This window comes from Eggerthella guodeyinii (genome assembly GCF_009834925.2).
GTDB classification, from domain to species: domain Bacteria; phylum Actinomycetota; class Coriobacteriia; order Coriobacteriales; family Eggerthellaceae; genus Eggerthella; species Eggerthella guodeyinii.
This window is the reverse complement of record NZ_CP063310.1, coordinates 4153307-4175177: the sequence shown is the minus strand read 5'-3', so window position 1 is coordinate 4175177 and position 21871 is coordinate 4153307. Positions and strand designations below refer to the sequence as shown.

The window sequence follows — 21871 nt, the reverse complement described above, 5'->3', positions numbered from 1 at the left end:
TTTTCCACGTCAAAAGGCTCATCGATCCGGTCAGCTCTATTCGAGGCGACCTGGAAAAAATCATGAACCCTTCTTGTGAGTTTTCCTTGACTCCCCGGTAACGTGAGCTATACTTTCGAGGTTGCTCTAAAACCATGAAAGGGAATCAATATGAAGCGCACGTATCAACCTAACACTCGTAAGCGGGCTAAGTGCCACGGTTTCCGTGCTCGTATGTCGACGAAGGGCGGCCGCAAGGTGCTGGCTGCTCGTCGCGCCAAGGGGCGCAAGCGTCTCTGCGTGTAGAGAGAGCTTTGGGTTGGAGACCATTAAATCCCGCGGGGATATCTCCGATCTGTTCTCATGCGGCAAGCGTCTACATACGCCGTACCTTACGTTCATAGTGTTACCCACGAAGCAGCACGGCCCGCAAGGTCGTGTTGCTTTTATTGCGGGTAAAAAATCGGGGAACGCGGTGTGGCGCAACAGCGCCAAACGACGCATGCGAGCCATCTGCCATGAGCTGGGCGGTCCTTGGGCGGGCTATGATGTGATATTTCTCGCGAAGTCGGGCATCATGAGGAGTTCTTATAGTAAAGTGCATACAGCATGTGCCGAGACGTTGAAACGAGCTGAATTACGTTAGGGACGAGAGGGATGAAAGCTTTTCTGAAGCAAGTGCCGTGCAAACTGGCGGTGTTTCTCATCACCTTCTACCGAGCTGCCATTTCTCCTCTGTTCCCTTCCTGCTGCCGTTTCACGCCGACGTGCTCCGAATACGGACTCATTGCGTTCCAGCGCTACGGGTTCTGCCGGGGCCTCAAGCTCACGGTTAAGCGTGTGCTGCGTTGTCGTCCGGGGGGTTCGCACGGCTACGATCCTGTTCCTTGAGGTGTCGTCGCACGAGCTTCTTTGGTATAGAGGAAGGAACAACTGAACATGTGGGACGTATTTAAGGATTGGATATTCGATATCATCCAATTCTTCTACAACTTCTGCGGCGACTGGGGCCTGGCCATCATCATCGTCACGGTCATCTTCCGTATCTTGATCTCGCCCTTGATGCACAAGCAGACGAAGTCGTCATTCCAGATGCAGAAGGTGCAGCCGCTCATGCAGGAGCTGCAGCGCAAGTATGCCGACGATCAGCCGCGCTTGCAGGAGGAAATGCAGAAGCTCTACGCGGAGGTGAAGTTCAACCCGCTGGCCGGTTGCCTGCCCATGCTGCTGCAGATGCCTATCTTCATGGCGCTGTTCCAGGTGCTCAGCGAGATGGGTTCTCGCACGTCGGGCACCACCTACGAGTTCTACAACCTGGTGCCCAGCTTGGTTATGAAGCCACAGGAGGCAATGGCCGCAGGTTTTGGAACATTTGTTCCCTATTTGATCCTTATGGTGATCTTCGCCGGTGCTACGTTCCTGCCCATGGTGCTCATGCAGATGGGCAACAAGGACAACCCGCAGCGCAAGCAGACCATGATCATGGCCGCCGTCATGAGCGTGTTCATGCTCTGGATCAGCTGGGGCTCGCCCGCCGGCGTGCTTCTGTTCTGGGGCGCTTCCTCGCTCATGGGCATCGCTCAGCAGCAGATCTCCATGCGCATCATGAAGAAGCGCGATGCGGAGGCTGCCGAGACTATCGAAGTGAAGCCTATCGAGGTCGATGTGACCCGTAAGCAGAAGAAGCCCCGTCCTACCAAGAAGGATACGACGAAGCGCAAGTAATACCGATTGTTTCACGTGAAACATTGAGGAGTCTGTCATGGCTGAAGAACTGGTTGATGAGAAGCCTCTTGATGAGGAACCCTCCGAACTGACCGACGAGGATCTCGACCGTATTGCCGATACGGCGATCGGGGCGCTCCAGGATATCCTCAAGTACTTCGATGTGGGCGAGGTGACCATCGACGAGTACGAGGGAGACGAGGGCGAGCTGATCCTCGATATCACGGGCGACGATCTGGCGGTGCTGATCGGCCGCCACGGAAAGACGCTCGATGCGCTGCAGTTCCTCGTGTCGGCGATCACCGTGCGCACCATCGGGTTCCGTTATCCGGTCATCGTGGACGTCGAAGGGTACAAGAGCCGCCAGCGTGAGAAACTCGAGTCGATCGCGCGTTCTTCGGCGAACCGCGCGGCCGGTCAGAACCGCAGCATCAAGCTGCGTCCGATGACGCCGTACGAGCGCCGCATCGTGCATATCTGCTTGCGCGACGACGATCGTGTGGAAACCGCGTCCGAAGGTGAAGGCAGCGCGCGCCATGTGGTGATCCTGCCTCGCTAGCACGTGCTGCGCACGTAGAACGTTCCGAGTTATTTGGAAGCCCGCATCGAAAGGTGCGGGCTTTTTCATATCGAAATGTTTCACGTGAAACATTTCACGTATACTGATGGAACGACAACTTGGAGGAGTATGCAATGCACGACGATCTTTTGAAGCGTCATTTGGAATTGGTGATCGAGGCGAACAAGACCACCAACATCACGCGCATATCAACATGGGATGAGGGTATGCTCCTGCATGTCGAGGATTCGCTTGTTGGGCTTCCCGAGGTTGAAGAGGCTCCGGAAGGGCGTCTTGTCGATATCGGTTCGGGCGCCGGGTACCCGGGCATTCCCTTGGCGATCGAAAGCGGACGCGCGACGCTGCTCGCCGATTCCGTTGGGAAGAAGACCGCGATCCTCGCGTCGATGGTGGAAGAGCTAGGGCTTGATAACGTCGAAGTGTACACAGGGCGCATCGAAGACCTCGCGCGCGAGAAGGCCGGGGTGTTCGCTGTCGTCACGGCCCGTGCGCTCGCGCAGCTCTCGGTGCTCATGGAACTTGCGAGTCCTTTGTTGCAGGACGGCGGACGGCTGGTTTGCTACAAAGCGAACGTTTCGGACGAGGAGTTGCAGCATGCGCTTTCGCTCCAAGAACGCTTGGGTATGAGCCTTGTTTCCGATCGTGCTGTCGAACTTGGCGATGCTCGCCGTCGTATTATCTCCTTCGAGAAATCTGGGCGTCCTCAAATCAACCTGCCGCGTAAGACTGGAATGGCTCAAAAACGACCGCTCTAATGTTTCACGTGAAACATTCGCGAATCTAGCGTCGTTCTAGCATTTTCCTTTCATCTGTTGGAACAGGCTTTCATTCTCCTGGATATCGTTGCGTCGATTGAGAACCTCAGCGTGGATGACTTCGCACACGCCTTCGAGGTTCTCAATGATGTCGTTGTTCGTAAACCGTAATTCTTTGATTTCCATCATCTCCAGGTACGTGGTGCGTATGCGATCGTATTCCTTCTGCCCTTTGGTATAATGGCTGTCGCCGTCGAGCTCTATGCTCAGACGTGCTTTGCGGCAATAGAAATCGACAATGTACGATCCGATGACTTTTTGCGCCACGAATGGCGTAGGGTACTCCCGCAAGAATGAGAACCAGAGCTGCCGTTCTGCGTATGTCATCTGTTTACGCATAGTGCTTGCCCGCTGAGCGAGCAATTGACGCCGTGTAGTATTCATCAGCTACCTCACTTTCCTTACCTAGTATTGTACCTGCATGGTTTCACGCGCAGATGGCAGGGTTCCAACGTGCAGCCGATGCGAATCTCACGCCGTTTGCCTACGTTTCGAACGTGGTTTCGATATTTGTTTCACGTGAAACACTATTGGTTCTAGCATCCTTCGAATGTTTCACGTGAAACATTTTGGACGAGTGTTTCACGTGAAACACTAAACAGGGTATACTGTGTTCGCGGTTAAGAAAGGGGGTCCCTGTGGGACTATTCGATGGTCTCAAACGAGACAAAAAAGCAGCAGAGACTGTCAAGCATGAAAAGGAAGAGATTGTAGAGGAAGAGTTGATCATCGACCATATCGAAGTGGTCGAACGAGAGACGCGCCCTATGATCGAGCATCAGGAAGTGTCTTCCACTCCTATCAAGACCATCAAGGAGAAGGCGCCCGTCAAACATGTGGTTGGTCAGACGAAGGTCATGGCTATCATCAACCAAAAAGGCGGCGTCGGAAAATCCACGACTGCGATCAACCTTTCTGCCGCGTTGGGCGAGCTTGGCAAGCAGGTGCTGTTGGTGGATCTCGATCCTCAAGGCAACTCCTCAAGTGGGTTGGGTATCGAGAAGAGCCAGGTTCACAACTGCGTGTACGACGTGCTGCTGAACGACGTGGCAATCGAGGATGTTATCATCCCGGATGTGGGCGAAGGCCTCGACCTCGTACCAGCCACGATTAACCTCGCAGGGGCAGAAGTAGAGCTCGTATCCGAGATGGCCCGTGAGAATCGCTTAAAAGACGCCGTAGGAAGCCTTCGCGGCAAGTACGACTATGTATTTATCGATTGCCCGCCTTCTCTCGGCTTACTGACGGTCAACGCATTGGTGGCTGCTGACAAGCTGTTGATACCTATTCAGTGCGAGTTTTACGCGCTGGAAGGTGTGACAAAACTCCTTGATTCAATGAAACGTGTCAAAACTCGCCTTAATCCCACGCTCGATATCTTCGGCGTGCTGCTGACGATGTACGACGGCCGCACCACGCTTTCGCGTCAGGTTGTGGACGAAGTACGCAGCTATTTCGGTAAAACGGTCTTCGCGACGCTCATTCCCCGTACGGTCAAGCTTTCCGAGGCGCCTAGCTTCGGCCAGCCCATCACTCAGTACGATCCGACGGGTAAGGGTGCTCAATCGTATATGAACCTCGCAAAGGAAGTGGTACAACGTGGCTAAAGCGAACAAAAGCGGGTTGGGTCGTGGCTTGAACTCGCTTCTTGGCGGAGCATACGAGGAGGCGGCTCCTCTCGAGGCTACTCCGAAACGCGTATTGGTAGAGCAGGAGCGCGAAGAAGTGTCGATGCCGACACCGGTTCGCCCCGAATCTGAGCCGGAATCTGCGAATGTTTCACGTGAAACAATTACGTCGACCCAAGAGGAATCGATTGTCGACGGCGAGAGCCAAGTGACCATCAAAAGCGTCGTGCAGCGCCGAACCGACGAGGTTCCTATCGAACTGGTGAGTCCGAACCCCGACCAGCCGCGTACGAATTTCAAGAAGGAAGCACTGGAGGAGCTTGCGGCATCCATCGAAAAGGACGGTTTGCTGCAGCCTATCCTCGTTCGTCCCGTGGGAGGCAACGAGTATCAGATCATTGCCGGCGAGCGTCGCTGGCAAGCATGCAAGATCGTGGGTTTGAAGACCGTTCCCGTGCGCATCAAGGACGCGGACGATGATCAAGCGCTCGAACTTGCCCTTGTGGAGAACATCCAGCGTTCCGATCTGAATCCTATAGAGGAAGCGTATGGGTATCGTCGCATGATGGAACGTCGCAACCTCACGCAATCCGAGGTAGCTCAGGCTATGTCGAAGGGTCGTTCTACGGTGGCGAACGCGCTTCGTTTGCTCGAGCTTCCTGAAGAAGCGCAGCAATTGCTGTTCGAGGAGAAGATTTCCGCGGGTCATGCGCGTGCTATTCTGTCCATTCCCACGAAAGAGGGACGTCAGAAGTTGACGGACAAGCTTGTGGCGGAAAAGCTCACCGTGCGCGAAGCGGAGGCTATTGCGCGCTTGTTCTCTGGAAAGCGCAGCGATACGCCGACGAAGAAGGAGCCGTTGCCGAAAACGTACAAGACGGTGGCGAAAGCGCTGAAAGATGTGCTGAACACGCCGGTGAAGGTTAAATCGTCGAATGGTAAGAACAAGATCGAGATCGAGTTCCAGGACGAGGAAGATCTCGAGCGGTTGTTCGAAGAGCTCATAGCCGCTGCATCTTAAGCAAGGCAAAGGAAAGCCCCGAATGTTTCACGTGAAACATTCGGGGCTTTCTTATTTGAACGTGTTTTTCAGCTGACCGCAGGCACCGGCGATATCGGAACCGCGGGAATCACGCAGCGTCGCTTCCGTTCCCTTCTTCTGGATCGCGGAAAGCCACTGTTCGATGGTTTCCGGAGGGCTCGGCTGGAATTCCGATCCCTCTATTGCGTTGATGGGGATCAGATTCACGTGGCACATCAGGTTCGAGCAGAACTTCTGCAACGCCTTCAGGTCTGCCGGTGCGTCGTTCACGCCTTCGATCATGATGTATTCGAGCGTTACGCGGCGGCTCGTCTTGGAAACGTACTCCTGGAGTGCTTCTTTCAATGCAGGAAGCTTGTAACGCGCCACATTGGGCATGATGAGGTCGCGAATCGGCTGGCGCGCTGCATGAAGCGACACGGCGAGGGTGAATTGCTCAGGTTCTTCGGCGAAACGCTTCAAACCTGGCAGAATGCCGCAGGTTGACACGCTGATATGTCGCGCTCCGATCCCCAGGCCCTTCTTGTGATTGAGGATGCGCAGCGCAGCCATGGTGTTGTCGTAGTTGAGGAACGGCTCGCCCTGGCCCATTCCCACGACGTTCGTCACGCGTTTCCCCATGTCTTCCTGCGCGATCAACACCTGATCGACGATTTCTCCCGGAGTGAGGTTGCGTGCGAAGCCTTCTTGCCCCGTCGCGCAGAACGCGCACCCGATGGCGCATCCGGCTTGCGTGGAGAAGCAGACGGTGAGGCGATCGCCTCCGCGCGAAGGGATGGCGACGGTTTCCACGCGGATACCGTCATCGAACTCGATGAGGTACTTCCGCGTCTTATCCTTCGACACCTGACAATCGACGATCAGCGGCGTCGTAAGCGGAAAACGCTTCGCCAGCACTTCCCTGAGGGCGCCAGGAAGGTTCGTCATCTCGTCGTAGCTGGTTGCATGACGTTGGTAGAGCCATTCCTGCACCTGTTGTGCGCGGAAGGCGGGCTGTCCCAACTCCTTCATGAGAGAAGCGAGTTCGGGAAGCGCGTAAGTTTTAATTGGTTTATCCATACCGGTCATTATACATGTTTCACGTGAAACATCCCTTTGCTATACTGCAACGAACGTATCAAGGATGATGAAAGAAGGATGCATGTCTGATTGCCGCGTGGCGTTGCTTGCCGGAGGAAAGAGTGGGGAGCGGGAGGTTTCCCTTGCGTCGGCCGAGGGGGCGCGTGAGGCTCTTGAGGAGGCCGGATTTATCGTTACGCAGCTCGATCCGGCTGAAAAAGAAGACCTGAAGCGCCTTATCGACGGCCCTTTTGATGTTGCGTTCCTCTGCCTGCATGGCAAATACGGCGAAGATGGCACCGTGCAGGGTCTTTTGGAGACGATCGGGCTCCCGTATATCGGCTCCGGCGTATGGGCGAGCGCGCTGGCCATGGATAAAGTGAAGTCGAAGGTGTATTACGAGCGGGCCGGCATCCCCACTCCCCCGTCGGTATCGCTGCAGGCGGGCGATTCTTACGACGTGGACGCCATCGTGGAAAAACTGGGAACGCATTGTGTGGTGAAACCGGGAACGGAAGGAAGCGCCCTGGGCGTGTTCATCGTCGAGGGAGCTCCTGCGATAACCGACGCGATCGAGAAGGCATTCGCCATCGATTCCGAGGTGCTTATCGAACGCTATATAAAAGGTAAGGAATTGACGGTTGCCGTTATAGGTAGCGACGAGGTGGAAGCGCTCCCGATCATCGAGATCGTGCCGAAAAGCGACTTCTACGACTTCGAGTCGAAATACGCGCCCGGCGGTTCGCAGCACCTGTGTCCCGCTCCGCTGTCCGAGGAAACGACGCGCATGGTACAGGACCTCGCCGTTCGCGCTCATCGTGCGCTTTCCTGCGAGGGCGTGTCGCGTTCGGATTTCATCCTGGAAGAGGATGGCTCGTGCTGGACGTTGGAGACGAACACGATTCCGGGCATGACGGGGACGTCGCTGCTCCCCGACGCCGCGCGCGCTGCGGGAATCTCGTTCCCGGAGTTGTGCACGCGGCTTATCGGCTATGCGCTTGCGTAGAATGTTTCACGTGAAACATTCTGAGATTTAGAATACGCCGCACGACTTAAGGCCGAACAGAGCAAGGGCGACAAGCAACAGCAAGAACAGCCAGCTTACGGCATAGCATCCCTTGTTGCCCTTGCGTCCTTGCTCGATGAGTTTCTCGGATATTTTGCGCCGGCTTTTCATGATTACCGTGCCCGCTTCCTTCGCAGGGAACGCCACGGTTTTCTTGGGAGTCCAGGTGCCGTTGCTCGAGACAACCTGTTCTACGCCTTGCTCGCCCAGATCGACTTCGGGTCGCACACCGTCGGACAAGCGCTGCGCGGTCGAGGCGATGAACGGGCCGAAGGCCTGCTCGAGCGTCGGATCGAAGCAGATGACGGCCGCTTGGCCCCAGTAATGGCCCGGCTCGGGACGATCGGTGAACGCGACGAACGATAGAACCGCCTGCAGTTTCCACCCACGCGCAGCGAGAACGTTCAGCTTGCGGGAGAATGCAGCGTCGAAGAAGCCGATGAGCCCGCCGAAACGGTTCTTCATCCAAGCGGTTGACACGCCGTTTTCGGTTTGGAACACGATTTCGAACACGTCGCCGATGAGGTTGTCGGCTCCAAGCAGTGCGGCAGCGTCTTTCTTCGAAAGGGTATCGAATCGTGCGTACGTTCCGAAATAGCGCTCTGCCTGCATGTTTTCTCCTTTGAGCCGTTCTTTTTGTCAACGTCGGCGTAACAGTTTGTGTGATCCCATGATAGATGATAGGCTACCCGGTATGGATAAACAAAACACGCCCTCGCAGGATACCCTGCAAAGTTTCATAAGCGATGGTACTTCGCAGGCCATCCGCGACCGCTATGCGTCGCTGCCTGAAATCGCCGCTACGGCGGATTTCGGTGATCTCGACCGTAATGTCGTGGTACTGGACACGGAAACGACCGGTTTCTCGTTCCATCACGACGAATTGACCCAGATCGCCGCCGCCCGTATGGAGAACGGCGAGATCGTCGAGTGGTTCATCACGTTCGTGAACCCCGGGAAGCCCATCCCGGAGGATGTCGCGCACCTCACCGATATTCACGACAGCGATGTTGCCGATGCGCCGTCCCCTTCCGATGCGCTGGCGAAGCTGGTGGAGTTCGTCGGCGATGCGAAGGTCATCGCGCATAACGCTGAATTCGATCGCACCTTCACGACGCGTCATCCGAGTGGTTATCCTTTGCTGGAAAACACCTGGATCGACTCGCTCGACCTCGCGCGCATCGCGCTTCCCCGCTTGAAATCGCATCGTCTGCTCGACCTCGTGCGCGCGTTCGGCGCGCCGTTGTCGACGCACCGTGCCGATGCCGACGTCGAGGCAACCTGTGCCATCTTCCGCATCTTGTTGGCCGGCGTCGCGACGATGCCTCCTGCGCTTGTGTGCGAGATCGCGCATATGGCGACGCCCGATGAGTGGTCCACGCAGACGGTATTCGCGCAATTTGCTGAGAAGTACGATGTTTCACGTGAAACATTGAACCTGAAATTCTCGTTGCGCACGTTACGGCGCGACCGTTTGGGCAAACTTGAGCGTGTGGCGAAGCTGGACGCGGACGACATAGCGGCCGATCCTCAGCGCGCGCTCATGTTCCCTTCGAACGAAGATATCGTGCAGGCATTCTCCGAAGCCGGCCTCGTCGGCGCGCTGTACGACGATTTCGAGCCGCGCATGGAGCAAGTCGACATGGCGGAAGCGGTGCGCAACGCGTTCTCGAGTTCCGAGAACCTGTTGGTCGAAGCGGGCACGGGCGTGGGCAAGTCCATGGCGTACCTGGTGCCGTCGGCATTGACGGCGCAGGCCAACAACATTGCCGTCGGCGTGGCCACCAAGACGAACACCCTGCTCGACCAACTGGTCTACCACGAGCTGCCCGCGCTGGCAGAAGCGCTCGAAGCTGCCAATCCCGAGCGTCCCCCGTTGACGTATGCCCCGCTCAAGGGTTTCTCGCACTACCCGTGCCTGCGGAAGATCGATCATATCGTGGCCGATGGCGCGCAAACGAAGCTGTTCGGCAACAAAGAGCAGACCCAGGCCCCATCGCTTGCGGCACTGCTGTCGTTCATCGAGCAAACCGAGTACGACGACATGGACAGCCTCAAGATCGACTACCGCGTGCTGCCGCGCCGCATCATCACGACGACGGCGAACGACTGCTTGCGGCGCAAGTGTCCCTATTTTGGTACTTCGTGCTTCGTGCACGGATCGCGTCGCCGCGCGGAAGCGGCCGATATCGTGGTGACGAACCATAGCCTGCTGTTCTGCGACCTCGTGGCCGACGGCGGCTTGCTGCCACCGATCCGCTATTGGGTGGTGGACGAGGCCCACGGAGCCGAAGCCGAGGCGCGCCGCGCATTCTCGCTGTCGCTCTCGGCCGACGACATCACGCGCTTGGCCAATCGCGTGGGAGCCGACGAGGCGTCCCGCAACGTGTTCGTCCGTGCCGAGCGTCGCGTGGTGATTCCCGGCATGGAAGAGGGCTCCACGCTGTTTTATGCCCTCACCGGCAAGGCTCGCGCGGCGGGCAAGGCGTACGCCGATGCCGCCCGCGATTTCGCCGGGCATCTCAAGGACCTCCTGTTCTTCGATCAGAACAGGAAGGGCAAGGGCTATGAGATCGTCGAGCTGTGGATCAACGCCGACGTGCGTGGAAGCGCAACGTTTGCCCAGGTCGCAAGCTATGGACGGGCGATGACCGAAACCGCCGAAAAACTGGTGCACGTATGCCAGGAGCTGGTGGGCTACCTGGAGGACCTCGAGGGAGCCGCCGAGATACAGCGCGAGATCGCGTCGGTGGCGATGGAACTCAAAGAGCAGATGAACGCAGCTGATATCATCCTGGACAAGGCGCCGGAAACGTACGCGTATGCGGCGACCTTGAGCCGCAAGAAGGATCGTGTCGCCGAGAAGCTGGAAGCGCTGCTGATCAACGTGGGCGAAGCGATGAACGAGACGCTGTTCGAGCGCACGCATTCGACGGTATTCGCGTCTGCCACGCTGGCCGTGGACGACAAGTTCGACGCATTCGAAAGCGCGCTGGGCCTGAACGCATCGGAGCATTCGACCTGTCAGACGTGCAAGCTGGATTCAAGCTACGATTTCGACGCGCACATGACGGTCTACGTGGCCAGCGATATGCCCGAGCCGAACGAGGCCGCCTACCTTTCCGCGCTGCAGCGACTGCTGGTGGACGTGCACCGCGCGCAAAGCGGGTCGATGCTGACGCTGTTCACGAACCGCCGTGAGATGGAACGATGCTTCGACGAGGTGCAACCCCAGCTCAAAGAGGACGACCTGCGCGTGGTGTGCCAGAAGTGGGGCGTGTCGGTGAAGGGCCTGCGCGACGACTTCCTGGCCGACGAGCACCTGTCGCTGTTCGCGCTCAAAAGCTTCTGGGAGGGCTTCGACGCCCCCGGCGCCACCCTCAAGGGCGTCATCATCCCGAAACTGCCGTTCGCGAAGCCGACCGATCCGCTGTCGTGCGAGCGCGCCGCCCGCGACGACCAGGCATGGCGCCGCTACGTGCTGCCCGCCGCGGTCCTCGAGACGAAGCAGGCCGCCGGCCGCCTCATCAGGAAGGCCGACGACACGGGGGTGCTCATCCTCACCGATCGCCGCCTGTTGACGAAGAGCTACGGCAAGGCGTTCCTCAACTCGTTGCCCAGCAGGACCATCAAGGTGATGACCGCGGCCGAGATCGCGGTCGACCTCGAGCGCATGAACGACCGGTAGCGCGAGGCTATCCAGCAGGCACGCATGGGCAAGTGGGAAGACAAAATAACGCGCGCGGCGCACATCAAGAAGCATACGCGCGGCACGTCGAACGAGATATCGTTCAGCGTGCTCGACGCGGCGAAGAACGCGCTCGACGGCGACGGGAACGACAAGCAGAAGCACGGACCCGGCCGCATCGCGCTGTTCACGCTTCCGGGCAGGCACAAGAAGCCGGCTCCCACGCCGACGAAAGAGCGCGGATTACCCCTTTCAACAGGTGATTTCGTTTCGGTTGACGACAGCGCGTCCACGTCGAAGATGGGCGCGCTGCCCTCGGCGGCCCGTCCGACGAGCCAAACGGAGAAAAGCAGCCCCGCTCCCCTCGCGGTGGTTCCGGCGAAGCCCAAGCGCTCCCCTGAAGAGGAGATAGCCCGCCGCAAGGCCCGCCGCCGTTTGAGCAAGTGGCTCGCGGTCGCGGTGATCGTGGTGGTGAGCATCGGCCTGCTGGGCGCGGGAGGCATGTACCTCTATCGCGATTACCAGAGCCAGCAGGGTCATGTCGCGGTGCTCGACGATGCGTTGTCGCTGGTCAAAGAAGCGGATGAGACGATCCAGCAGCTTGACGAGGTGGTGACCGACCCCTTCGCGGAAGGAAGCGAAGAGCAGCGTACCGCGATTCAGGCGCAGCTTGAGGCGGTGGAGCGGAAGCTTCAAGACGCCGACGAGAAAGCGCGCGCCGTCTCCCTCGAACTGAACGGCGCTCGCGAGAAGGAAGCCGCCAACCAAGCTGTAGCCGGCATCGCCGCTCGTTTCACGCTGGTCGAACAGGGACAGCTGCTCATGAACGCCGCCACGGAGGCCCAGAGCGCCGCCGAAAGCGTGGACGCCGCCTGGAAAACCGTGCTGGAAGGCGACGATCTGGCCCGCCAGGCCGCGCAGCTGGTAACGGAAACGACGGCGGAGAACGTCGAAGCGTCGAAGAGCAAGACGAACGAAGCGCTCGCCGCCTTCGATGAGGCGTATGCGGCGTTCCTGGACGTCCAGGCGACGTATCCGCAAGCCGACCTCACGCAGTTCGTCGACTACATCGCCAAACGCCAGGAGTCGCTCGGGTACGCCATCGCGTCCGACGACGCTATTCTGGCCAAGAACAAGGAAGAGGCCACGGCTCAGAACAACGCGTACAACATCGCCGACGCCGAAGCGGCGACGCTCGCGAAAGCGTTGCCCGACGACCCGTCGAGCATCGTCGACGAGGCCTTCGAAGACGCCACCTCCGACGTCGCAAAGGCCTATTCAACAGCACGTTTACAAGCCCGCAGCGCGGACGCTTTTATTAGTGATTATTTGGGTGCAGGGAGCAAATAGCGTATACTTGCATCATGTGTGCCTTGTAGAATCGCCAACGAAAGGCAAAAGAGTATGCCGGACATACTAGATAACGTCGCATATTTATCACAGGAAATCGGTCCTCGCCCTGCGGGAACCGAAGAAGAGCAGCAAGCGGCGTTGTACATTACCGAGCAGATGCAGAAGGACGCGGGTCTTTCCGCCATCATCGAAGATTTCAGCGGCGCCCCCGGTGCCGAGGCCCCGCGCGTGATCTGCTGCGCGGCGACGCTGGTCATCACCGTACTCGCCTTGTTCTTGCCGGTGGTGGGCGTGGCGTCCATCGTGATCACGCTGATCGCCGCGTTGCTGTTCGCGGCCGAGGTGTTCAACCGTCCCGTGTTGTCCCGCGCGTTCGCTCGCGGCGTCAGCCAGAACGTGGTGGCGAAGTACGAGCCCAGCTACTCGGCTGAAGCGGGCGGATCGCGTCGCCGCAAGGTCATCGTGGTGTCCCGCTACGACAGCGGCAAGGTGCGCGCCGAGCTCAACGGCCCCTTGCTGTCGATCCTCCCCATCCTGCAATGGGCGACGTTCGGCGCGATGGTGTTCCTGCCGTTGCTCCTGATCGTCCGCAACGTGATATTCCTCAACGCCGAAGGCGTGACCGCCATCGTGCTGAACGTGCTGGCGTGCATCGCGCTCGTGCTGGTGGCGCTGCCCATCGTGTTCGCCCTGTTGCACAAGCTGGCTTCGTACAACGAAGCCGCCAACTGCAACGCCGCAGGCACGGCGGTGATGATGGAGGTCGCGCGCCGCGTGGGACGCGGGCGCGTGAGCGAGGCCGAGCTGGCCGCCCGCACCGATGCGTCGATCCATGGCGAGGATGCCGCGCGTGCGGCGGGACTCGTGCCCGAAGGCGCGCAGCTCGTGTACGAAGCAGCCAGCGTGAAGCCGCCCGAGCCCGCCCCGCAGACGCCCGAAGCGCGTCTGGCCGCCGCGAAAGCCGCGGTTGCCGCGCTGTCCGGCAAACCCGTGACGGGCGTGTCCGCGTCCGATATCGCCCAGAACCTCGTGCAGATCAAAGAGCCCCCGCTGCCGACGCCCACCGACGAGGGCTATCGCGAGCTGCGCGGCGAAACGCGCGAAGCGCTGTCCAGCATTCCCGAGGACACGATGCAGGAAGCCCTGGCAAACGCCGAAGCTGCCGCTGCCGAAGAGGCCGCGCGCGCCGCTGCCGAAGCAGCCGCCATCGCCGCGGCAACGGCCGGCATGGCCGCGTCGTCGTATGCGGCCGTGAGCCAGGCGAGCGAACCGAGCGACGGCGTGCCCGACTGGTTCAAGAAGGCGCAGGAAAAAGCCAAGAAGCCGCGCGCGGACAAGCCGGTCCAGCGCTCGAAGTTTGCAAGCGCGCTCGACGCCGCGGACGAAGTGAGCGAGAACGCCGCGCACTTCTCCGAGACGGGCGTCGCAGCCGAGCGCAAGCCCGAGAGCGCGACCGCTTTCGAGTACGAAGAGGCCCGCGAGGTCAAAGCTCCCCAGTGGCATGCTCCCGAGGCGGAAGGCGCCGCAGCTCCGGCGGGTGCCGAAGCGGTCGAGGCGCCGGCAGTTGAGGGCGTTTACGACATGCCCGCGCCCGACGGCGCGCAAGCCTTCGCATCGTCGCTTTCCGCTCCGCAGGAAACGGCTCCCGTGGCGCCTGTCGACCCGTTCTCCACCACGGCGATGCCTCCCATCGACGTGAGCGAGCTGCGTCTGGACGACCTGCCGCCCATCAACGACGTTCCCATGCCCTCGTTCCTCGATCCGCGCAAGGTGCAGGAAGAGGCCCGCGCGGCCCAGGCCGACGAGCATCGCACCGGCAACCGCGTCGACGTGACGGGTGCTCCCATCGGCGCAAGCGGCCGCATCGACGTGATCCCCGATCGCTACGACGATCCCGCTGCTGCCGCGCCGCAGGCCGAGGACGCGGCGCCGCGTCCCATCGTGCTGCCCGACATCGGCGTGTCGGCCGCGAACCTCCCCCCGATCTCCGAGCTTCCGAAGCAGCGCGCCCCGCTGGCCGACGTGGAATCGTCGGGCAAGAGCGCCGCGAAGAGCCTGCTGACCATGCTCCCTTCGATCAACGTTGGCGAAGAGCCCTCCGACGACGCGCCTGTTGGCGAAAGCGCGGGCGCATCCGACCAGGCTGCGGTTGAGAAGAAGCATTCGCTCCGTTCGATACTCCCGTCGCTTTCCGGCTCCATCAGCCGCACCGACATCGCCGAGGGCAAGACGTCGAACGTCAGCGCAGCCGGCGCGTTCGTCCCGGCGGGCGCGACGGGCACGTTCGCTCCCATTGGCGACGAACTGCTGGACAACGTCGATCCCGACGACATCTACATCGACGATGCCGACGATTCCGCCTACGACCAGAACTTCACCGAGACGGGCGCCTTCGCCGGTCCCGGCTACGTGGAGATGCCGAAATCGCGCGTGCATCGCCTGTTCGACCGCTTGCGTCGCAAGAACAAGGACCAGGAACCCTCGCCGCAGGAATGGCTCGAGGTGGACGAGACCTTTGACGCGCGCACGGTGGGTGCCGAGCGCGGCGGCTGGGAGAGCTTCCGCGAGGACGACGGCCTGATGGATCCTGGTGCGACCACTCAGATGAACCCGTACGAAGCCGGCTACGAAGACGACGAATACGATACGTTCGAGGACGACGGATTCGACGGCCCGTACGAGTACGACAACGTCGACGAGTACGACGACGGCTACGGTCCCGACGAGCGGCGCCCCTGGCACGGCGGCGCGTTCTCGCCGCGCCGCATGGAGCGGGCCGAGCTCGATAGGGAAGAAGCTCCGGGCGAGTCGTTCGACGCGCTCGACTTCGACGATCCCGACGTGCCGGCCGAGCTCAAGCAAATCTACCAGTTCCGCAATCCCGATATCAACACGGAAGTGTGGTTCGTCGCGCTGGGATCCGAACTTGCCCAGAACGGCGGCATGCGCGCGTTCCTCACCGAGCACCAGCAGGATCTCCGCGGTTCCATCATCATCGATCTCGACGCGCTGGGCGCGGGCGATCTGTGCATGGTCGAGCAGGAGGGCATGTACCGTTCGGTGAAAACCTCGTCGCGCATGAAGCGCTACGTGAAGAAGGCGTCGCAGGCGACCGGCCTGAACGTCGGCAGCGCCCAGATCAAATGGAAGGACAGCGCTTCGTCCTACGCCATCAAGCAGGGCTACCAGGCCATGCACCTGGCGGGCATGGACGGCGCGAAGCCGGCCTTCTTCGCTCAAGGCGACGACGTGCTGGAGAACATCGACGAGCAGACGCTTGAGGCGAATGCCGACTTTGTTATGGAGTTGTTGAAGAATATATAGGTGGCCCCTGGCGTCCCCGGTAGGTGATTTTCAGCCTGCCGTATAATACGGGTTCGTGTGCGCGGGCTCCTGATGGAAGCGCGCCACGATAAGGTGCGGGATGAAAGCGTCCTGCTCAAGTACAGAACAGAGAGGTGTTTTTGCAGCCATGGCTATTGAAGCTTATTGCGTGAAGTGCAAGGCCAAGAAAGAGATGAAGGACCCCGTTGAGAGCCTGACCAAGAACGGCAAGCCTATCACGAAGGGCAAGTGCCCCGACTGCGGCACCACCATTTGCCGCATCGGTGCTGCGAAATAACCTCGCTCTTACCCGATGATGAAAGGACGGCTCCGGCCGTCCTTTTTCTGTTTCAAGACAGGGGATCAAGCGCCAGGAGTGCGGGAGATCGTCGAAGGCTGAACGTCCGTTAATACGTGATTATCTGCGCTTTTGCGAAGCTCGCCTCGTAGGCGGCGGCCGACGCGGTACAATACCGCATCATGAAAGAGAAGGCCACGCTATACGAGTACGTGTACCGGCACCTCGCTGGCGATATCGAGCGGGGCACGCTGCGCTATGGCGACAAACTCCCTTCCATGCACGATCTGTGCGAGCGCTACCGGGTGGGCATCAGGACCATCCGCGACGTGCAGAGCACGCTGAAGGCCGAGGGCTACATCGTCGTCGAGGAACGCAAGCGTGCCATCGTGGTGTATCGGCCGCCCGATGGCGCCGATGATCGCGGCATCCGCTCGCTGCTGGCGCGCCGCGACGCGGTGAGCGACTGCTACCGCACGCTCGAGCTGGTCATGCCGCCCCTCTTCTTCCTCTCCGCCCGCTCGTGCTCCGACGAGGACCTCCATGGCTTCGCCCGCGATGCCGCGCGCGTGGAGCGCGGGCAGCATGCGGAGGACTGGCGTCTCGCCCGATCGTCGGCCGTGCTGCACGGGCTGCTGGAGAAGACGGGGAACCCGCTGTTCGCCTCGTGTTACGCCAGCCTCGAGCGCATGGCGCGCGTGCCGGTGATCGCCGGGTTCGACAGCCCGTTCTCCTGCCGCCCGGTCGCGGAGGTCGACGAGGGCGTGCTGTCGTGGATGCTCGCGTCTTTGGAGCTGCGCGATGCGGACGAGGTGCAGCGCCGCTTCGGCCTCATGTATCGGGGCGCGGGCGCGTGCGTCGACGCGTACCTGGACAAGCTGGAGGCCGCCTGCCCGCCTGCCGCCGAGGAGGGGGAATCCTCGAGCTACGCCTGGAACGCGAAAGCGGGCCTCGAATTCGTACACGGGCAGATCGCCCGCACGCTCGTCGAGCGCATCACGCGGGGCGAGTTCGCCGACGGCCAGATGCTTCCCTCGATCGCCGATCTGGCCGCCGCGTACGGGGTTTCCCATTCGACGGTGCAGAAAGCCTACGGCATGCTGAACGCCATCGGCATCGCGCAAACCGTCAACGGGTTGGGCACGCGCGTTCATCTGGGCAGCGCGAGCTTCCCTGCGCATTGGCTCGAAGACCTCTCGTTCAGGCGCGACGTGGGCACGTACGTCCACGCGCTGCAGATGCTGTGCGCCGTGCTGCCGCCGGCGCTGAGCGCCACCGCGCCGCGCATCGACGCCGTTGCCGATGCCGTGCAGCGCGCCCTCGCGGGCGAAGAGGGCGATTGGGCCGTGTCGAAGTCCCTCATGGCGGGATTCATCGGATGCGTCGAGCCCGTCGCGTTGCGAACGATCCTGCAAGAGCTCAACGACCTGCTGCGATGGGGACGCTTCTTCATGCTGTTCGCCGCGTCGAAGGCGAGCGCCGATGCGCTGCTGTCGCTCGCGCACGCCGCGTACGGGCAGGCGCGCGCCGGCGATGCCGAAGGATTCTCCCGCTCGATGACGTCGTACTACCGCCTGATGCTCCAGGCCGTGCTCGCGTTTCTCGAGAAAGCGGGCATGATGGAAACCGAGCTTGTGCTCATCCCCTAGCGCTGTATCGGTTTTCCAACGGTTTGCAGCCATTGCGGCCTGATGCTGTATTCTGGTACTGTATACAGCAAGGTCTTGCATGATCAGGTATAACTATTATACCAATCTGAGGTAGATGGTTGGGCTCAAGGGGAAGTCGATGGCTCAAAGATTGGCTGGCGCATGAAACGCGTCTCGAGCGCGCGCCGAGTACACATCTTCACGTTCACGATGCTGGGCATCGTTCTGCTGGCGGCGGCGGTCGTCGGCTATATGAAGCTTGTCCAGCACGTTGTCTACGAGGAGTGCAGCGGGCATCTTGAGGAAATATACTCGCAGGTCAATGCATCCTTCAAGGATCTCGTCTCGAAGAACTGGAACCTTCTGGACGGCTGGGACTATCACATCGATCACACCGCTTCATCCGATGACGACCTCGTCTCGTTCCTGCAGGAGGAGCAGGGGAAGTGGGGGTTCACGGACTTCTACTTCCTCGACAAGGACGGGAACTACCTGACGTTTACGGGCGAGAAGGGGTTCCTGAACCTCAACGCGCAGATCGACCGCATCATGATCGACGGCAACAACGCGGTGGTGGACGCCCTGCTTCCCGACGGGTCGTCCCTGGTCGTGTTCGCCGTCCCTGCGCGCGGCGGCTCGTATCGCGAGTTCCCGTACGACGCCGTTGCGGTGAGCTACAATACCGCGGACATGGCGCGCGCCATCGACGTGAACGCGTTCGACGGCCAGTCGGACTGCTACGTGACGTACCCTGACGGTCGCATCCTGCTGTCCGCGAAAGAGGAGGGCCCGTCGTACAACTTCGTGGACATGCTCGCCGCGCGGTCGAGCCTCGCCGGTGCCGATCTGGAGCGCCTCAGGAAGGACTTGGCCGACGGATCGAGCGGCGTGGTGGGATACCAGCTGGACGGAACCGAGCACTACCTGGTGTATCGGCCGGTGGGGTTCCAGGATTGGATGATGCTGGGCAACGTGCCGGTCAGCGTGGTGAACGCCAGCATGAACCAGATACAGTGGGCAACCATCGCGGTGCTCGTGGTGGTGTTCGCCCCGATCGCGCTGACCACCGTGCTGTTCCTGCTGCATCGCAACCGGCGCAAGCTCGATGCCAAGGAGCTGGCCATCGAGTGTCGCGAGCAGCTGTTCAGCATGCTGGTGCGCAACGCCGACGACATCTACGTCATGTTCTCGCCCGAAGGGTTCGCCGTGGAGTACGTCAGCCCCAACGTTGAGAAGCTGCTGGGCGTGTCGCCCGACGCCGTCAAGCGCGACATACGCGTGCTTTCGGAATCGGCGGTCGATCCGTCGGGCGATCCGGGGACCGAGGCGATTGCGTCGTTGGAAGAGGGCGGGTGCCTTCAAATGTACCGCGAGCGCATCCGGCCGACCACGGGCGAGGTTCGCTGGTATCAGGAAACGTTGTACCGCGAGTCCATCAAGGGCGTGGACAAGTACGTGCTCGTGCTGTCCGACCGCACGGAGGAGCGCAAAAGCAGCCTGTTGCTCGAGCAGGCGCTCGACATCGCGCGGTCGTCCAACGAGGCGAAGAGCCAGTTCCTCGCCAACATGTCGCACGATATCCGCACGCCCATCAACGCGATCGTCGGCATGACGAAGATCGCGCGGGAAAGCGGCGAGGCGAGCGAGAAGATAACGAGCTGCCTCGATGCGATCACCGTGTCCTCGCGGCACCTGTTGGAGCTGATCAACGACGTGCTCGATATGTCGCGCATCGAAAGCGGCCAGCTCGAGCTGCAGGAGCGGCGGTTCGACCTCGACGACGTCGTGGCCGAGGTGGAGGCGATCATCCGCCCGCAGGCCCAGGCGAAAGGCCAGGACCTGCACGTCGATTGCTCGGGGGTGGAGCACAAGGTGTTCGCCGGGGACGAGCTGCGCATCAGCCAGATCCTGCTCAATCTCGCGTCCAACGCGGTGAAGTACACGCAGGAGGGCGGTTCCATATCGTTCGTGGTGAGCGAGCTGGAGAAGACGCGATCCAGCTACGCGCGCCTCGTGTTCGCGATCTTGGATAACGGCATGGGGATGTCGCCTGAATTTGTCGAGCGGATTTTCGATCCGTTCGAGCGGAGCGAGGAGGCGTCCATATCGAGGATTCAGGGAACCGGGCTGGGCATGTCCATCACGAAAGCGCTGATCGACGCCATGGGCGGCGTCGTCGAGGTCGACAGCGAGGTGGGCAGCGGCAGCGCGTTCCGCGTGACGCTGGAGCTGCGGCTGGCATCGCCGAAGGAAACGCGGCCGCCGCTCGACGACGCGCCGGCGGTTGCGCCGTACGACTTCGAGGGCAAGCGGTTCCTGCTGGCCGAAGACAACGAGCTGAACGCCGAGATCATGATCGAGCTGCTGGGCCATCGCGGCGCCGAGGTGGAGTGGGCCGAGAACGGGGAGGCGGCGTGCGATGCGTTCGCGCGTCGGCCCGTGGGCTACTACGACGCCGTGCTCATGGACGTGATGATGCCGATCATGAACGGCTACGAGGCCGCGCGGGCGATCCGCGCCTGCGCCGGCACCTGTGCGGCCGACGTGAAGATCATCGCGCTCACGGCGAACGCGTTCGCCGAGGACGTGAAGACCGCGCTCGATGCGGGCATGGACGCCCACGTGGCGAAGCCCGTCGACATCGACGGGCTTGCAGGCGTGCTCGGCCGGATTTGCGGGTGAGCACGCCCGGCCGCTACAGTTTCAGCCACAGGGCGGGGCGCACGCCGCATGCGAACGGCTTGCCGAAGGGGGCACCCAGCATATCCTGCTCCTCTTCGGCGCCTTCCATCTGGCCGTGCACGTCGTGGCCCTCGTAGCACACGGTCGGTTCGTCCGTGCTGCTGACCGTGGCCGCGAAGCGGGGGTCCTGACCTGGCGATCGCAACCACCACCACCCGAGCAGCCGGTCTTGGAACCCTGCGCGCCAGAACGCGTGCAATCGTTTCAGGTCCGAGAGCGCCGGTTCGCCATCGAACGGCGCGGGCGCGGGGAAGTAGCGCTCCACCTCGTCGATCGACAGGAGGAACACCCGGTCGACGGTGGGGCCGCCGCCGTGCGTCCCGTGTCGCGCGTTGGCCGCGTTGCGGTTCTCCACTTCCAAGACGCGGGACCGTATGGTGTGGGGCAGCGCTCGGTAGAAGCTGTCGTTGAGCCACTGCCTGAGCGTGCAGTGCTCCCAATCGACGGCGCCGCCGGGGAGGTGGTACGGCATGAGCGCCACGCACGATTGGGCGATTGCGAGAACGCGGTTGTTCTCGTCGTCGATATGAACTCCGTGCAAGCGTATGTCATCCAAATTCGAAGCCTTCCTTACCTTTCTTTGCTGCAATAGTACACATGATTCCCAAATCACCCCGATCAGGGAATGCCGATTCAGCAGTTACTCCATACCTTATCGTATAGGTACACAATATGTCAGCATATCAAGTATGATGTTTCCCGTGAAACATTCGAGAATTTACCTGCGTGAAATCATTAATGCGTGCGGAATACCACAACAGCTCTCAAAACCACATTCTTGACCTATATGCATACGTATTCAGTTAATGAATTATCGGAGTGGTTGAATCTCGTTGTTCCGTTGAACGGGCTGGAAATTATCTGTGCATTCAAATTATAATTATCGGGTACAAGGGGCAGGCCAATCCACGTAGACGGCATTC

At 60.6% G+C, this 21871-nt stretch carries 19 protein-coding genes; 15 read left to right on the top strand and 4 right to left on the bottom strand.

The window, feature by feature from the left end; translation table 11 throughout:
- Positions 1-150: 150 nt before the first annotated feature.
- The 6 genes from rpmH to rsmG all read left to right on the top strand — a co-directional run bounded on the left by rpmH (position 151) and on the right by rsmG (position 3039).
- Positions 151-285 carry a 50S ribosomal protein L34 gene (gene rpmH / locus GS424_RS17810; protein ID WP_013981168.1) on the top strand — a complete coding sequence of 45 codons (135 nt, stop codon included), beginning with the start codon at positions 151-153 and terminating at the stop codon, positions 283-285.
- Between the two features lie 13 nt (positions 286-298).
- The gene (gene rnpA, locus GS424_RS17805; RefSeq protein WP_160940829.1) at positions 299-625 is read left to right on the top strand and encodes a ribonuclease P protein component; all 327 of its coding nucleotides are present in this window, start codon (positions 299-301) and stop codon (positions 623-625) included.
- 11 nt (positions 626-636) lie between these two features.
- Positions 637-870, top strand: coding sequence for a membrane protein insertion efficiency factor YidD (gene yidD / locus GS424_RS17800; RefSeq protein ID WP_154332601.1), 234 nt, complete (start codon positions 637-639; stop codon positions 868-870).
- 48 nt (positions 871-918) lie between these two features.
- Positions 919-1704, top strand: coding sequence for a YidC/Oxa1 family membrane protein insertase (locus GS424_RS17795; protein WP_160940830.1), 786 nt, complete (start codon positions 919-921; stop codon positions 1702-1704).
- Between the two features lie 37 nt (positions 1705-1741).
- Entirely contained in the window at positions 1742-2263 is a 522-nt protein-coding gene (locus tag GS424_RS17790) for a Jag family protein (protein WP_101721089.1), read from the top strand.
- Positions 2264-2397: 134 nt separating this feature from the next.
- A complete protein-coding gene (gene rsmG / locus GS424_RS17785) occupies positions 2398-3039 on the top strand; it encodes a 16S rRNA (guanine(527)-N(7))-methyltransferase RsmG (RefSeq protein ID WP_160940831.1) in 642 nt (213 codons plus the stop codon).
- Positions 3040-3075: 36 nt separating this feature from the next.
- Here rsmG and GS424_RS17780 read toward each other — a convergent pair whose 3' ends face one another.
- Complete coding sequence (locus GS424_RS17780; RefSeq protein ID WP_160940832.1) at positions 3076-3483, bottom strand: endonuclease domain-containing protein; 408 nt, start codon at positions 3481-3483, stop codon at positions 3076-3078.
- A 254-nt stretch (positions 3484-3737) separates the two neighbouring features.
- On the opposite strand from GS424_RS17780, the gene GS424_RS17775 reads away from it, so the two are divergent.
- Both GS424_RS17775 and GS424_RS17770 read left to right on the top strand, forming a co-directional pair.
- Positions 3738-4706: a ParA family protein gene (locus GS424_RS17775; protein WP_328596099.1), complete on the top strand. Its 969-nt coding sequence runs from the start codon at positions 3738-3740 to the stop codon at positions 4704-4706.
- Positions 4699-5748: a ParB/RepB/Spo0J family partition protein gene (locus GS424_RS17770; protein WP_160940833.1), complete on the top strand. Its 1050-nt coding sequence runs from the start codon at positions 4699-4701 to the stop codon at positions 5746-5748. Before GS424_RS17775 ends, GS424_RS17770 begins: the two co-directional genes overlap by 8 nt.
- Before the next feature lie 51 nt (positions 5749-5799).
- Here GS424_RS17770 and rlmN read toward each other — a convergent pair whose 3' ends face one another.
- Complete coding sequence (gene rlmN / locus GS424_RS17765; RefSeq protein ID WP_193666531.1) at positions 5800-6828, bottom strand: dual-specificity RNA methyltransferase RlmN; 1029 nt, start codon at positions 6826-6828, stop codon at positions 5800-5802.
- A 64-nt stretch (positions 6829-6892) separates the two neighbouring features.
- Between rlmN and GS424_RS17760 the strand changes: the two genes are divergently transcribed.
- On the top strand, positions 6893-7834 hold the full coding sequence (locus tag GS424_RS17760) for a D-alanine--D-alanine ligase family protein (RefSeq protein WP_160940835.1): 942 nt from the start codon (positions 6893-6895) through the stop codon (positions 7832-7834).
- Between the two features lie 27 nt (positions 7835-7861).
- Here the strand turns inward: GS424_RS17760 and GS424_RS17755 are convergent, their stop codons facing one another.
- Positions 7862-8506, bottom strand: coding sequence for a hypothetical protein (locus GS424_RS17755; RefSeq protein WP_160940836.1), 645 nt, complete (start codon positions 8504-8506; stop codon positions 7862-7864).
- Positions 8507-8588: 82 nt separating this feature from the next.
- Here GS424_RS17755 and GS424_RS17750 point away from each other — a divergent pair, with 82 nt between their 5' ends.
- The 6 genes from GS424_RS17750 to GS424_RS17725 all read left to right on the top strand — a co-directional run bounded on the left by GS424_RS17750 (position 8589) and on the right by GS424_RS17725 (position 20888).
- A complete protein-coding gene (locus GS424_RS17750) occupies positions 8589-11582 on the top strand; it encodes a helicase C-terminal domain-containing protein (RefSeq protein WP_160940837.1) in 2994 nt (997 codons plus the stop codon).
- 24 nt (positions 11583-11606) lie between these two features.
- A complete protein-coding gene (locus GS424_RS17745) occupies positions 11607-12932 on the top strand; it encodes a coiled-coil domain-containing protein (protein ID WP_160940838.1) in 1326 nt (441 codons plus the stop codon).
- Positions 12933-13073: 141 nt separating this feature from the next.
- The gene (locus tag GS424_RS17740) at positions 13074-16259 is read left to right on the top strand and encodes an aminopeptidase (protein WP_160940839.1); all 3186 of its coding nucleotides are present in this window, start codon (positions 13074-13076) and stop codon (positions 16257-16259) included.
- A gap of 148 nt (positions 16260-16407) precedes the next feature.
- A complete protein-coding gene (locus tag GS424_RS17735; protein WP_009305565.1) occupies positions 16408-16557 on the top strand; it encodes a DUF5679 domain-containing protein in 150 nt (49 codons plus the stop codon).
- Between the two features lie 182 nt (positions 16558-16739).
- On the top strand, positions 16740-18206 hold the full coding sequence (locus GS424_RS17730) for a GntR family transcriptional regulator (RefSeq protein ID WP_160940840.1): 1467 nt from the start codon (positions 16740-16742) through the stop codon (positions 18204-18206).
- Positions 18207-18368: 162 nt separating this feature from the next.
- Positions 18369-20888 (top strand): ATP-binding protein, encoded by a 2520-nt coding sequence (locus tag GS424_RS17725; RefSeq protein ID WP_244977619.1) that lies wholly within the window; start codon positions 18369-18371, stop codon positions 20886-20888.
- A 13-nt stretch (positions 20889-20901) separates the two neighbouring features.
- Here GS424_RS17725 and GS424_RS17720 read toward each other — a convergent pair whose 3' ends face one another.
- On the bottom strand, positions 20902-21504 hold the full coding sequence (locus tag GS424_RS17720) for a DUF6273 domain-containing protein (protein WP_160940841.1): 603 nt from the start codon (positions 21502-21504) through the stop codon (positions 20902-20904).
- Positions 21505-21871 lie beyond the last annotated feature (367 nt).

Bases quoted from the DNA above. Each gene is read 5' to 3' on its own strand.
- GS424_RS17745 (WP_160940838.1), top strand. From the start codon at position 11,607: ATGGGCAAGTGGGAAGACAAAATAACGCGCGCGGCGCACATCAAGAAG.
- yidD (WP_154332601.1), top strand. From the start codon at position 637: ATGAAAGCTTTTCTGAAGCAAGTGCCGTGCAAACTGGCGGTGTTTCTC.
- GS424_RS17760 (WP_160940835.1), top strand. From the start codon at position 6,893: ATGATGAAAGAAGGATGCATGTCTGATTGCCGCGTGGCGTTGCTTGCC.
- GS424_RS17735 (WP_009305565.1), top strand. From the start codon at position 16,408: ATGGCTATTGAAGCTTATTGCGTGAAGTGCAAGGCCAAGAAAGAGATG.
- GS424_RS17795 (WP_160940830.1), top strand. From the start codon at position 919: ATGTGGGACGTATTTAAGGATTGGATATTCGATATCATCCAATTCTTC.
- rlmN (WP_193666531.1), bottom strand. From the start codon at position 6,828: ATGGATAAACCAATTAAAACTTACGCGCTTCCCGAACTCGCTTCTCTC.
- GS424_RS17755 (WP_160940836.1), bottom strand. From the start codon at position 8,506: ATGCAGGCAGAGCGCTATTTCGGAACGTACGCACGATTCGATACCCTT.
- GS424_RS17730 (WP_160940840.1), top strand. From the start codon at position 16,740: ATGAAAGAGAAGGCCACGCTATACGAGTACGTGTACCGGCACCTCGCT.
- GS424_RS17725 (WP_244977619.1), top strand. From the start codon at position 18,369: ATGAAACGCGTCTCGAGCGCGCGCCGAGTACACATCTTCACGTTCACG.
- GS424_RS17750 (WP_160940837.1), top strand. From the start codon at position 8,589: ATGGATAAACAAAACACGCCCTCGCAGGATACCCTGCAAAGTTTCATA.
- rpmH (WP_013981168.1), top strand. From the start codon at position 151: ATGAAGCGCACGTATCAACCTAACACTCGTAAGCGGGCTAAGTGCCAC.
- GS424_RS17790 (WP_101721089.1), top strand. From the start codon at position 1,742: ATGGCTGAAGAACTGGTTGATGAGAAGCCTCTTGATGAGGAACCCTCC.
- GS424_RS17780 (WP_160940832.1), bottom strand. From the start codon at position 3,483: ATGAATACTACACGGCGTCAATTGCTCGCTCAGCGGGCAAGCACTATG.
- rsmG (WP_160940831.1), top strand. From the start codon at position 2,398: ATGCACGACGATCTTTTGAAGCGTCATTTGGAATTGGTGATCGAGGCG.